The 12,103-nt window shown below is 66.6% G+C and carries 9 protein-coding genes and 2 pseudogenes; 1 reads left to right on the top strand and 10 read right to left on the bottom strand.

What is annotated here, in order from left to right:
- Positions 1-15: 15 nt before the first annotated feature.
- A pseudogene (locus tag ACGFNU_RS40840) lies at positions 16-726 on the bottom strand (IS256 family transposase); the annotation flags it as partial.
- 107 nt (positions 727-833) lie between these two features.
- On the opposite strand from ACGFNU_RS40840, the gene ACGFNU_RS40835 reads away from it, so the two are divergent.
- Positions 834-2,369 (top strand): ISL3 family transposase, encoded by a 1,536-nt coding sequence (locus tag ACGFNU_RS40835; RefSeq protein ID WP_392601983.1) that lies wholly within the window; start codon positions 834-836, stop codon positions 2,367-2,369.
- Between the two features lie 23 nt (positions 2,370-2,392).
- Here ACGFNU_RS40835 and ACGFNU_RS40830 read toward each other — a convergent pair.
- The 9 genes and pseudogenes from ACGFNU_RS40830 to ACGFNU_RS40790 form a co-directional block, all read right to left on the bottom strand.
- Positions 2,393-2,905: pseudogene (locus tag ACGFNU_RS40830) on the bottom strand (transposase); the annotation flags it as partial.
- Between the two features lie 192 nt (positions 2,906-3,097).
- Positions 3,098-4,327 (bottom strand): glycoside hydrolase family 28 protein, encoded by a 1,230-nt coding sequence (locus ACGFNU_RS40825; protein ID WP_392601982.1) that lies wholly within the window; start codon positions 4,325-4,327, stop codon positions 3,098-3,100.
- Between the two features lie 608 nt (positions 4,328-4,935).
- Positions 4,936-6,513: a glycoside hydrolase family 28 protein gene (locus ACGFNU_RS40820; RefSeq protein ID WP_392601981.1), complete on the bottom strand. Its 1,578-nt coding sequence runs from the start codon at positions 6,511-6,513 to the stop codon at positions 4,936-4,938.
- A gap of 335 nt (positions 6,514-6,848) precedes the next feature.
- Positions 6,849-7,769 carry a hypothetical protein gene (locus tag ACGFNU_RS40815; RefSeq protein ID WP_392601980.1) on the bottom strand — a complete coding sequence of 307 codons (921 nt, stop codon included), beginning with the start codon at positions 7,767-7,769 and terminating at the stop codon, positions 6,849-6,851.
- Positions 7,770-8,065: 296 nt separating this feature from the next.
- Positions 8,066-8,248 carry a hypothetical protein gene (locus tag ACGFNU_RS40810; protein ID WP_392601979.1) on the bottom strand — a complete coding sequence of 61 codons (183 nt, stop codon included), beginning with the start codon at positions 8,246-8,248 and terminating at the stop codon, positions 8,066-8,068.
- A gap of 442 nt (positions 8,249-8,690) precedes the next feature.
- Entirely contained in the window at positions 8,691-9,467 is a 777-nt protein-coding gene (locus ACGFNU_RS40805; RefSeq protein ID WP_392601978.1) for an aldo/keto reductase, read from the bottom strand.
- 437 nt (positions 9,468-9,904) lie between these two features.
- Positions 9,905-10,813, bottom strand: coding sequence for a cyclase family protein (locus tag ACGFNU_RS40800; RefSeq protein WP_392601977.1), 909 nt, complete (start codon positions 10,811-10,813; stop codon positions 9,905-9,907).
- Between the two features lies 1 nt (position 10,814).
- A complete protein-coding gene (locus ACGFNU_RS40795) occupies positions 10,815-10,988 on the bottom strand; it encodes a hypothetical protein (protein WP_392601976.1) in 174 nt (57 codons plus the stop codon).
- A gap of 5 nt (positions 10,989-10,993) precedes the next feature.
- The gene (locus ACGFNU_RS40790) at positions 10,994-11,893 is read right to left on the bottom strand and encodes an LLM class flavin-dependent oxidoreductase (protein WP_392601975.1); all 900 of its coding nucleotides are present in this window, start codon (positions 11,891-11,893) and stop codon (positions 10,994-10,996) included.
- Positions 11,894-12,103 lie beyond the last annotated feature (210 nt).

Raw genomic sequence — 12,103 nt, 5'->3', positions numbered from 1 at the left:
TGGATCTTGAAGGGTTTAACTGCGGGTGGTGGACAGGCGGCCTTCGAAGGCGATCTCGAAGGCGTTGAGTGCGGGCTTCCATCGCTGGACCCAGCGTTTCTGGCCCTTGCCGGTGGGGTCCAGGCTCATCACTGCCAGGTAGATGCACTTGAGGGCGGCCTGCTCGTTGGGGAAATGGCCGCGGGCGCGGACGGCCTTGCGGATGCGGGCGTTCACGCTCTCGATGGCGTTCGTGGAACAGATGACGCGTCTGATCTCGGTGTCGAACTGCAGGAACGGCACGAACTCGGCCCAGCTGTTCTCCCACAATCGCACGATCGCCGGGTACTTCTCGCCCCAGGCCTCGGCGAATTCCAGGAACCGGTCTTCGGCGGCCTCGGCGGTCGGGGCGGTGTAGACCGGCTTGAGCGCACGCGCGATGGCGTCCCAGTGCTGGCGGCCGGCGTAGCCGAAGCTGGCCCGCAGCAAGTGCAGGATGCACGTCTGGGTGATCGCCTGCGCCCAGACCGCCTCGATCGCCTCCGGCAGGCCCTTGAGCCCGTCGCAGACGACCATGCACACGTCCTCGACACCACGGTTCTTGATCTCGGTGAGCACCTGCAGCCAGTATTTGGCGCCCTCGCCACCGTCACCGGCCCACAGCCCGAGGATGTCGCGGCGCCCGTCGACGGTGACGGCCAGCGCGACATAGACCGGCCGGTTGGCGACCTTCCCATCGCGGATCTTGGCTCTGTCGCAAAGCCCGTGATCTTGGCGATGCGGGTGCGAGAAGATGATCTCTGTGTGATTCGGATGTTGTCGAGCTTTTCTTCCCGCAATGGGCATCGCTGCAGGTGGAGCAGTGCGAACGACGTGACGGTGCTGTGGTGGTCCGGGCGAGAGCGAATTCGGCGGTCGCGTCGTGCAGGCGGTGCGACGCGGTGTCGGGTCGACGGCATGGTTGGTATGTGCGGCGCCTTCAAGATGTCGCGGTGTCCGGCTGTCGCGTGGTGCTTGAGTTGAGGGTTCGTCGTTTCCGGTGTGTGAGCAGCGAGTGTCCGGTGAAGACGTTCACCGAGCAGATCCCGGGACTGACTCGGCCGTATGCCCGGGCGACCATGTCCTTGCGTGATCTGCTCACCGAGATCGGGCTCGCGCTTGCCGGCCGGGCGGGAGTTCGGATGGCTGCGATCTTGGGGATCGCGGTCGGCAGGGACACGCTTTTGCGGCTGGTCAGAGCGATCCCGGACCCGCCTGTCGACCAGGTTCGCATCCTGGGGGTGGACGATTTCGCCATTCGGCGCGGGCATAACTACGGAACCATCATGATCGATCTGGAAACGCCTCGTTCGGTCGACCTCATCGATGGCCGGGACGGCGACGCTCTGTCCGCATGGTTGCATTCCCGGCCGCTGCCGGAAGTGATCTGTCGAGACAGAGCCGGCGGTTATGCGGAAGGAGCTCGGCAGGGAGCGCCGGACGCATTGCAGGTCGCCGACCGTTTCCACTTGTGGCGCAATCTCGGCCAAGCGGTGGAGAAGGACGTCTCGGCAGCCCGGACGGGCTTGGCGGCGGTGTTGGCGGCCGCTTCGGAGTCACGGCGCACCAGCGACGCCCCCACTGTGGTCAATCATCGTGAACTGCAGGTCGTGGCACGGATCCGGAAGCATCATGCCGCCGTGCACGAACTCCTCGATCAAGGACTGAGCAAGGCCGCGATCGGGCGGCGACTCGGTCTGCACCAGGCGACGGTCCGCAAGTTCGCCAACACGACGGTCGAGGAGGTCACCGCCGCCAACCGGCAGCGCGCCAGCATTCTGGACGGCTATCACGAGCATCTGCACCGCAGATGGAACGAGGGCATCCGCAACGCCACCCAGCTCACCAGAGAGATCACCGCGCTCGGCTATCGCGGAACAGCACAACAGGTCCGACGCTATCTACGTCGTTTCCGGCCTGCTGGAACAAGCGAGGTCGAGATTCCACCTCCCCGGCCACCGGCCGTCCGGGACCTCACACGCTGGATCATGTCCCATCCCGAAAACCTTGACCAGGACTCCACCACCAGATTCCGGGAGATGCAGCGGATCAACCGAGATCTACAGAGGCTGACCAGGCATGTGAAGGATTTCGCTGTGATGCTCACCCAACTTGAAGGCCACCGGCTTGACGACTGGATCACTCTCGTCGAAAACGATTCTCTCACCGCGATCGCCGGGTTCGCCCGAAATCTGCGGCGTGACTACGACGCCGTCCGCAACGGACTGACCATGTCCCATAGCTCAGGCCCAGTCGAAGGGCACGTCAACCGCGTGAAAATGCTGAAACGCCAAATGTTCGGAAGAGCAAAGCTCGACCTCCTCCGAAAACGAACGCTTCACACCGCGTGAGACCACGGACTTTGCGACAGAGCCCGGATCTTCACGTTCACAGCGTCGATGAAGACGACTGGGTAGACGCGGTCCAGGGGCCGGTTCTGCCATTCGGTCATGCCCTCCACGACCCGGTCGGTGATCGTGGTGATCGTCGTCTTGGAGACGTTCGCGCCATACACCTCGGCCAGATGCGCGCTGATCTCGCCATGGGTGAGTCCCTTCGCGCTCAGCGATAGCACCATCTCATCCACGCCGGTCAGCCGACGCTGCCGCTTGCGCACCAGTTGCGGCTCGAACGAGGCGTCCCGGTCGCGGGGCACAGCGACCTCGACCGGCCCGACCTCAGTGATCACGGTCTTGGGCCGGCGACCGTTACGGGAGTTTCCGGAATTGTCGCCCGCCTGGTCGTGCTTGGCATAGCCCAGGTGGGCGTCCATCTCGCCCTCCAACGCCGACTCCAGGAACACCTTGGTCAACTGCTGCAGCAGCCCGCCCTCACCGGTCAACTCCAAGCCCTGATCGCGGGCCTGGTCGGCCAGCCGCCGCAGCATCTGCACATCCAGTGCACTGACACCGGCCTCGTCCACAGCCCCGGACACCGTCTGCTCGGGCGCCGGTTCGGGCGTCGGCTCGGCGGCCGCATCGATCGTCGTCTCACTCATCGGGGGGTGCCTCCTCCGGAGGGAACCATCAGTCCCTCACGTCTCTGGAGTTACACCGTTCAACGTACAGACCCGGGTCGGTCAGTCGGCGGTGACGATCTTGCCGTTGATCTTGACGTTGGTGAAGACGAGGCCGTCGACGTTCTTGATCTTGTTGGACGTGCTGGAGACGCCGTTGAAGGAGCTGTCCCTGACGGTGAATCCCTTGATGTGGTCGCTGGACAGGCCGCTGACGTCGAAGACGAGCGGGGCCTTGGTGCAGGACGAGTTGGTGATCGCGAAGGGGCCGAACGCGGGTGGGTGCGAGCCGGTCTGGCTGTTGTAGGTCATGGTGATGAAGACGACCGAGCGTGCGAAGGTGCCCGAGAAACCATCCAGGTTGATGTTCTGCGAGAAGCCACCGCGCTGGGTGTTGGACTTCACGTAGAGCGCGAACTTGGTCGAGCCCTTGACCGTGCACTTGTAGGCGTACACGTTGCGGATGCCGCCGGTCTGTTCACTGCCGCAGGTGATGGCGCCCCAGTTGCCGTTCATCGTGCAGCCGAAGACGACCAGGTTCTGGCAGGGCACGTTGACGCGCCGTCCGTCCTCGTCACGGCCGGACTTGATGGCGATGTTGTCGTCGTGGGCACCCAGGTCGCAATTCTTGATGACGACGTGGTCGCACGACTCAGGGTCGCAGGCGTCAGTGTTGTTGTGGGACGTGCTGGGGTCGGTCGAGACAGCGTCAACGGTGACGTTCTTGCACAGCGTCGGATGCAGTTGCCAGAACATCGAGTTCCTCAGCTTGACGCCCTGGATGAGGACGGTGTCGCATCCGTACGGCTCGACGAAGGCGGATCGCATCGAGTGGCCCGAGCCCGGTACGACGCGGTCGTGGGGATCGGTCTTGCCCTTGCTGATCAGGGACTCCAGGTACGAGCGGTCCGAGCCCTTGTTCCAGGACGAGGTCGAGCCGGCGTCCAGGGTGCCGCTGCCGGTCAGCGCGATGTTCGTCTCTTTGTAGGCGTAGATCATCGGTGATCGGTTCATGCACTCGATGCCCTCGTAGCGCGTGAGGACGGTGGGGAACTTGCTCGTGTCGCCGGAGAACTTGAGCGTCGAACCCGACTCCAGGTGCAGGTCGACGTTGCTCTTCAGGTAGATCGCGCCAGTGACGTAGGTTCCGCTCGGCACGATCACGTGACCGCCGCCTGCGGTCGAGCATGCCTGGATCGCGTTCTTGAAGGCCGTGGTGTTGTCGGCCTTGCCGTCTCCCTTCGCGCCGTAGGCGGTCACGTTGAACGTCGTGGCCGGGAACGAGGGCAGCATGGTCTCGGCGACGATCGTCCGGGCCTCTGGCCAGGGCAGCTCATCCGCAAATACATCCGATGACTGAATCCAGTCCGCCCTGGAGGCGATCGGGCCCGTGATGGCAGAGCCAGCCAGACCGACGCCGATTCCAAGCACGTTTCTGCGGGTGAATCGACCTTTCATCGCGAGCCTCCTCGTGGGAAGTATGGGCTGCAGATGCTTCCCATTCAAGCAGTTCACCGATAAACATCCAATGTTTGACACCAGATGTGTATACCAGGTGGTCTGGCCCCTGTGGGCGTCCAGCCGGGTGGGCACCGTCGGCAACGTGCCGCTCGACAGGCTTAGCAATGAAGTACGCCGTCGCCCGCTGGGCTGGTCGTATGCCGGGACGGTGTGGCCGGAAAGGGCTCGCAGCTCACGGAGCACGCGGTGGAGGTCGCACGACTCCTACCGGGCTCGCCCATGGCGAGTCCTGGACGGTCGGTGCCCAGATGTCGGTACGTGGCCTGGCGATCGATCTCGAGAAACAGCGGTTCAGTCTGGCTTCGGCGTGGGCCGATGCTGTATGCCAAAGGCCCGGGAGAGTCTCCCGGGCCTTTTCTTAGCGTGGGCCGACCGTGTTCTCACAACTCCAGATGGTCGGCGTGACTCTTGTGGGTGTCGGGAACGGGCGGGGTGTGGGTGACGGTGAAGTCGTCCACGTCGTCCAGGACGAAGGTGGGAACCTGCGGCACCTTGTCGCAGCGGTCCTTGGCGAAGCGGACGTGGGCGGCGTCGCGCAGCACGATCGCCGGGCGGATGTCCTTCTGGTCGAAGGCGATGTCCACACGGTCGAGCTCGATGTTACGGGCGTGGCGAACGAAGAACCCGAAGGCCGGCAGGGTCCCGAACATCGAGGGCTCGGGGTAGGCGGTCTCCAATTCGGGCGGGTTCGAATTGGCGTCCGCCGGGGTGAGGCCGCCGCGCAGCCGATGCCGCACGTTGCTGATCCGGACGTTCTCGATGTCGTGACCGGGGATGCCGGAGATCGTGGACGGGTAGCGCGGATCGGCGTCGACGGTGGTCACATCGCTGATCTCGACATTGCGCAGCCGGCCGACCGGCACGCCTGCGGGACCTCGCATCCGCGCGCCCAGGCGGAGGAAGAACGGCATCTGCGGCTGGTCCATCGTGAGCCGACGGGCGACCACGTTGTCCAGCAGACCGCCGTCGACGGTCTCCAGCGCCAGGCCGCGGCAGTGCTCGAACGCGACGTCCTCGATGAGGACGTTGCGGAATCCGCCATTGGACTCGGTGCCGAGCTTGACCCGACCCGTCCGGCCGTAAGGTCCGACCTTTTTCGTTCCATCGAGCAGCGTGCCGAGGTCGTAGCCGCTCACCCGGCAGTCCGCGATCCGAACGTTCCTGGTCAACCGGGCCTCGTTCAGGCCGTACGAGCTCTTGAGCACGATCGCGTCATCGTTGGGCGAGTTCACGACGCAGCCGGTGATCTTCACATTGTGGCAGCAGTCGATGTTGATCCCGTCGCGGTTGGTGTCGATCGTGAGGTCCCTGATCACGAAGTCGTCCACACCCGTCGGGAGGATTCCGAAGTGGCCGCAATTGAACAGGGTCAGGTCGCGGATGACGACCCGGCGGCACAGCTTCAGCGAGATGGCCTTGTTGCCCTGCAGCGGCGCGGACTCCCGAGAGCCGCCGGACACCAGGCCGGAGCCGTCGATCACCCCGTGGCCCATAAGGGCGATGTCGGTCAGGCCCTCGCCCCAGATCAGGCTGTTGTGCCAGTGGCTGTGACCGAAGTCCTGGTATGGGTTGCCCGCGCCGGGCTCGGCGGGATCGTACCCCTGGGTCCCGGTCGGCCGGGCCGCCAGCAACCGTGCCCCGCGTTCCAGATAGAGAGTGACGCGACTTTGCAGGTGAATCGAGTAACTGGCGTAGACCCCGGGCGGGAAGTAGACCGTCGCCGGTCCTTCCTCGGCGGCCTTCTCGATCGCACGGTCGATGGCGGCGGAGTCGATGGTGACGCCGTCGCCCTTCGCACCGAAGCTTCGTACATCGAACACCGGCCTGCGCCCGGTCACTGAGGCGTGTCCGGGCACGGCCAGCCCCAGCCCGGCCACCCCCATCCCCAGCCCGGCCACCCCCGTCCCGAGAACCTGCCGCCGATTCCACAACGCGCCCATCGCCGTACCTCCGTCCACGGGCGGTGCTCCAGAACCCAACAAAACATCGGATGTATCGCTCGTCAAGGAAGAGCTGAAAGCGCTTACCACCACCAACCTGCGGGTACAGCCAGCTGACGTGATCGGCGAACCCGGGCCGGCGACACCGCCGGCCTCCCACGCGACCTGGCTGGCCGCAGTCTGGCTCGGCGCCCTCATAGTTCTCGGGAGCACGCTCGGCGGCATGAGCGGACGTCTGCGGCCCGCCGGCTCATGGCTTGATGCTCGACGGCTGTCGGTGTGCACCGCCGTTGGATGACTGTCGAAGGTTGTGCCCATGCGGGATCTGGCGGTTCGAGTCTGGCTGACGGGCGCTAATCGGACGCGTCTGGAGCTGCTCGGACGAGTTGGGCATCGGGACCACGCACGATCAGCTGGACGCCTCTGCGTCCGGCGTCGCCGCCTGCCGGGTCCAAGAAGTACAGGCCGACGGCGGCGTCGGCAAGGTGCCGCCATCTGATCGGCTCGCCCGCGAAATCGTCGCCGCTGCGGCCAGTCCACAGTGAGGCGACGGCGCGGGCGAGGTCAGCACACAATGCGGGCGAAAGGAGCCTTACGCCCGCGGCGTGGGGACTTCCGGCCGTTCCGCCGACCCATGCGTGGCCGGTGACGACGCCGACGAGCCGTCCCGGTGCGCTGTCCCACAGCAGCAGGCTGGCGCCACCACCCGTGACGCGGGTCCGCAGCAATGCCCGGCCGCGGCGGGCGTCGGCGCCGTAACCGATGCGGTTTGCGATGGCGGTCAGGGCGGCCGGATCCCCGTCGGCGGAGCCGACCAGCAGGTCTACGCGGACGCCACGGGTCACGGCGTTGGCGCAGCCCGCGGCCAGGGCTTCGAACACGTCCGACCCGTCGAGACGGGCAATGGCCAAAGCGACGCTAGTCCGTGCCGACTGGAGCGCCCGGGCCAGAGCGGCTGCGTGCGCCTGCTCGCCGCGCAGCACGTCGTCGGCGGCGAGCAGGACGGTGGTGCCGCGCTGGTGTACCCGTTCTTCGTTGGTCACGCCCAGGAAGCGGCGCCGCGCGGGGCGGGCCGTTCCGCGAGACGTTGCGAGCGTGCGAGGGGAGCTGCCGACCGCTGCGGCCAGGGCCGGGGCTGCAAGAGCGTGGCGCCAGGGCGGCGGCAGGCTGAGCACCTGCTTGGCGTCGATGTCGACGTCGAGGGGGGCGCCAGTGCGCGTCGCGGCTGATCTCCTCGATTCGGCCGATTCGGCGCACCCATTCACCGGCTTCACGGTGCAGGAGCTTCTGGACCTGCGCCTCGTCGACAGAGTCGCGCACGACCCTCGTCCCAATCCTGGGGGCGGTCACCCCCGCCGAGTCGCGCCAGCTCACCGCCACGATCACCGACCTCCTACACCCCCTTCGGGCACGGACGGATAGCCGGCAGCGCAGGACGACGTTCGCCATGGTCCTGCACCCCGACCCGCCCATGTAGTCGGCATCCGCTCATGCCGCGAGTCGGCCTGGTATCGGCGGGCTGCTGGTGGTGGAGTCTGCGGTCGCCGGACCGTCATGGCCGCGGTCGGGGTCAGTAGATCGGGCGCTTGAAGGTGAAAGTGATCCAGTCGCCGTAGTGGCCGTGGCTGACCGCCTCCCAGCCGTCGGCGGAGTAGGCCGCCAGCAGGGCCTCCACCGAAACCCAGTCATCGGGGCTGCCGGCGTCGTACGGGTTGTAGACGGCGTAGGCGTGCTCCCAGCGTGGCTCGGACATCGCGGCTCTCCTTGCGCCGGGGGCGCGCTCCCGATCGTCGCCTCCCGGCCAGGCCGGAGGCGGCAGGAACGGGCAGCGGGGTCGGGGACGCTACCACTGTCTCAATGGGATCGTCTCACCCCGGCCGTTGCTGGGAAAGACGCGGCTAAACCAGGCCGCCAAAAGGATCATCTCCGGTTCTTCGGGTACTGCGTCCTGGTTGACGTTCGTGCAGCGGGGATATCAGGTCGGTGGGTCCCAGAGGGTGGTCAGGGTGAGTTGCCCGAGGTTCGGTGACTTCAACTAGTTGGCGCACCGCACGCCGAGCCATGTCGCCGTTGCTGGTTGGCTGCGAGCGCACTCTCGTGTTGTCGGCCGCACTGGTAAGTCGCGGTGCTGGGATGGAGTGGTGTCGTCTTGTCGGCGGCGGCACGTTTACGCGCCGCTCGCTTGCCGTTTTCGGTCAGCTGGTTCGGGCGAGGGCGTCGATCGCGGTGACGTCTTCGGCGGTAAGGGCGAAGTGCTCCAGGTCGAAGTTGGCGGCGATGCGTTCCCGGCGCGATGACCTGGGGAGGATGACGATGTCGTGTTCCAGTTGCCAGCGCAGGACGACTTGGGCGGGCGTGACTGCGTGCCGTTCAGCGATCTCGTTGAGGACTGGGTGGCGCAGGTCGGTGTTCTTCAGGCCGCTGTAGCCCTCGATGACCACTCCTCGACGACGGTGCTCGTCCAGCAGGGCAGGGTCGTGCCGTCCCGGGCTCCATGGAATCTGGTTGACCGCCGGCTGCTGTCCGGTGGCCTTGGTCAGCAGGTCGATCAGGGCCGGGCTGTAGTTGCTGACCCCGACAGTGCGGACCAGTCCTGCGTCCTTGGCGGCCAACAGTTCCTGCCAGGTCGAGACGAGCTCGTCCCGGCCGGTCGGCCAGTGGATCAGCCAAAGATCCACATAGCCGGTGTCGAGCAGGCGAAGACTGGACTCCAGGGTGCGACGGGCACGCCGCGCGTCCTGTGGGCGCAGTTTGGTGGTGATGAAGACCTGCTCCCTGTCCACGCCGCTGTCCCTCACGGCCCTGCCGACCTCTGACTCGTTCTGATACAACGTCGCGGTATCGACATGCCGGTAACCGACCTCCAGCGCCGCGCGCACCGACTCGTACGCAATGTCGCCCCGCAGCTGCCAGGTACCAAAACCGATCAACGGCAACGCGATATCACCAGGAAGCTTCGTCGTCCACGTCATACATGGCATTCTCTCCCGACCTCTGCGCCTTGATCGACGACACGCGCCACAGCTGTCGCCGCAGCGAGATCGACACCAACCCGTCCACGCTCTACCGCTCTTCGAGAACGAGTCAGTGACCAAAGGCCCCTGCGGCGGACGCCAAGGTACGTCCGCTGATGCTGGTGGGGGTGGGTCTTTGGTCTATGCGCATCCTCGGCGCCGGGGCCGGTGACCTTGACCCGGTGCTGGGCCGCCCGTCCCGGCGCCCGTGCCCGCAGGCGATCGCGGTCTGCGCCGAGTTGTACGACATCGACCTCCGGGTCCGCCGGCTGGTGCGGCAGGCTCTCGACAACGGGACAGCCGACGTCAGGTTGTGGAACACCGGCGACGGTGCTCGTGGGAAGCCGCCGAGATATTTTCGCGCGGCGACTTTCACTGAGAGCCTTTCTTTTATCTCAGAACACACAGATGGGATTGACGGCTGCTCCAGTGGCCCGGGGTAGGCGGATCGGTGCGACCGTCAGCAGGAATTCCCACCGGTCGTAATGCCGGCACGTCACTGCCAGTTCCTCGACTTCCGGCCAGTCGAGCAGGATCAGTCCCATGGAGGGCATGGCGATGTGGTGAAGGGGCATCTGGATCATGTCGCTGGGGTAGGGGATGAGCTCGACGCAGTCGCCGCCGTAGACCGCCACCTCGCGCTCGTGCATCCACTCCACGCAGCGAGCTCCCAGACCGGCTCTGGTGTCGGCCGAAAGCGGGCCGTGCTCGGCCTCCCAGCGACGCAGACCCGTACGGACGAGGAGCGCGTCGCCGCTCTCGACGTGCACGCCGCACAGTTCCTCGGCCGCATGGAGGTCTTCGACGCCGATGAGATGGTCCGGTTCGAGGTACTCCACGTCCAAGGCCCGGGCGACGTCGAGCAATACGCCGCGCGTGAAGATGCCGTCGCGCATCGCGTGGATCGAGCCGAAGGCGAGTCCGTCGTGGTACTGGACGTCCTCCACGTGGCGGCCGTTGTACAGCCTGCCGTTCCACGTCGAATGGCAGACCGCGTCGAGGTGGGTCATCGTGAACCCGTGCGGTGCGATGCCGACGTAGTCCGAGGCGTAGGTGGGGCCGGGGCCGGCGAACAACATCCGGTGGTCCACGGCCTCGCCCGTCGCCGGATCCGGGGTGGCGCTGAGGTCTCGTGCGATGGAGAGGGTCTCGCCCGATCGGACGAGCGCCGCCGCCGTGCGCCGCTTCTCCGGCGTGATGTAGTTGAGCGTCCCCAGTTCGTCGTCGTGTCCCCACCGCCCCCGGTTGGAGACGCGTTCGGCGAGGGCGAGCAGTTCCTCGTCGGTCATCTCGTGGTCGCCCATGTCAGTCACGTCCCTCAACGGCGTGCCCGTCCGCACTGGTGGGCGAGGCGTCGCGTCCGCGACGGGTCAGTTCGAGCCGCAATCGTGCGCCGACCAGGGCGGCCGCGGCGACGGCCGCGGGGGCCGCGAGGAAGATCTCCTCGACGGGAAAACCGCCGATGTGCGCGAGTGGCATCGAGTTCAGTTCCTTTCTGGCAGCGTGAGGCGTTCCACGGCTCCGTGTTCGGCGAGGGCCTCCATCTGCCCGCGCTCGTCGCGCCCGACGGGCTGGATCGTCAGGGCTCGCGCCCCCGCCGCGCGAAGCGCGGTGAGGCGTCCCTCGATCTCGGCCGGATCACCGGCGATCACCGCGTCGCCCGGAGGCGGACCGCCGCCCGTGGCGGACCGGAACCAGGCCTCGATGTCGCTCGGACGCTGGCCGATCGCCACGTAGGAGCGCTTGGCGATCATGAAGTCACCGGGTTCCCGGCCGTGATCCTGGAGTGCGTCCAGGATGAGCGCGGCCCCTTCGGCGAAGCGATGGTGATCCGCTCGGCCCGAGCCGATCCAGCCGTCCGCGATCCGCGCGGCGCGGCGCAACGCGCTCGGCGCGCTCGCGCCGATCCAGATGGGGATCGGTGCCTGAACAGGAGTGGTTGCGGGCTGTAGCCCGGCGAACGATTCGGAAGCGGGATCCCCGGGCCCGGCGGTGCCGTTCCACAGCCGCCGTAGCAGCGCGATGGCCTGTTCGAAGCGCTCGGCACGCCCGGTTCGCGGGCCTCCGAGGTCGGCCCCGCCGAGCCCGAGGCCGAGCGTCACACGTCCGCCGCTCAGCCGGTCGAGCGTGGCGATCGACCTGGCAAGGGGCACGGGCTGGTAGTGGAGGAGGGCCAGGACGTTGCTGCCGAGGCGCATGCGCGTCGTCTGCGTCGCGGCCACGGCGAGGACCGCGAGGGGATCCAAGGAAGGCCGGCTCAGGGGCCCCTCCGCCACCCACACCGAGTCGTAGCCCGCCTGCTCCGCGCTTGCCAGGTACGCGAGAAGTCCACGCGCACTCGTCGCCCCGCCGTCACGCGTCTGGGGAAGCCCGATACCCATCATGGCGGCATGTTAGGTCGGCAAAAGCCCTGTTTGACAGCAACTATCCGCATTGCGGAAAAGCGGTGCACGTCCCTTGTCAACGATCGTGACGGCTGGCGACCATGCGCTATGCGTCGGTATCCGGCAGTTCGCGGGCCGTACCACGCTTGTTCGGCATCGCCTTGCTTCCGCATCGCGGGTGCGGTCCAGGGGCGACGCCCGAGACCTCGA

This window comes from Spirillospora sp. NPDC048911 (genome assembly GCF_043198015.1).
Taxonomy (GTDB): Bacteria; Actinomycetota; Actinomycetes; order Streptosporangiales; family Streptosporangiaceae; genus Spirillospora.
This window is presented reverse-complemented; position numbering and strand designations above follow the sequence as displayed.

What these genes read in the sequence shown, in the direction of transcription:
- ACGFNU_RS40805 (WP_392601978.1), bottom strand. Translation starts at nt 9,467, where the DNA reads ATGACGTGGACGACGAAGCTTCCTGGTGATATCGCGTTGCCGTTGATC.
- ACGFNU_RS40800 (WP_392601977.1), bottom strand. Translation starts at nt 10,813, where the DNA reads ATGGGCGACCACGAGATGACCGACGAGGAACTGCTCGCCCTCGCCGAA.
- ACGFNU_RS40790 (WP_392601975.1), bottom strand. Translation starts at nt 11,893, where the DNA reads ATGATGGGTATCGGGCTTCCCCAGACGCGTGACGGCGGGGCGACGAGT.
- ACGFNU_RS40825 (WP_392601982.1), bottom strand. Translation starts at nt 4,327, where the DNA reads ATGCTGCCCTCGTTCCCGGCCACGACGTTCAACGTGACCGCCTACGGC.
- ACGFNU_RS40795 (WP_392601976.1), bottom strand. Translation starts at nt 10,988, where the DNA reads ATGCCACTCGCGCACATCGGCGGTTTTCCCGTCGAGGAGATCTTCCTC.
- ACGFNU_RS40810 (WP_392601979.1), bottom strand. Translation starts at nt 8,248, where the DNA reads ATGTCCGAGCCACGCTGGGAGCACGCCTACGCCGTCTACAACCCGTAC.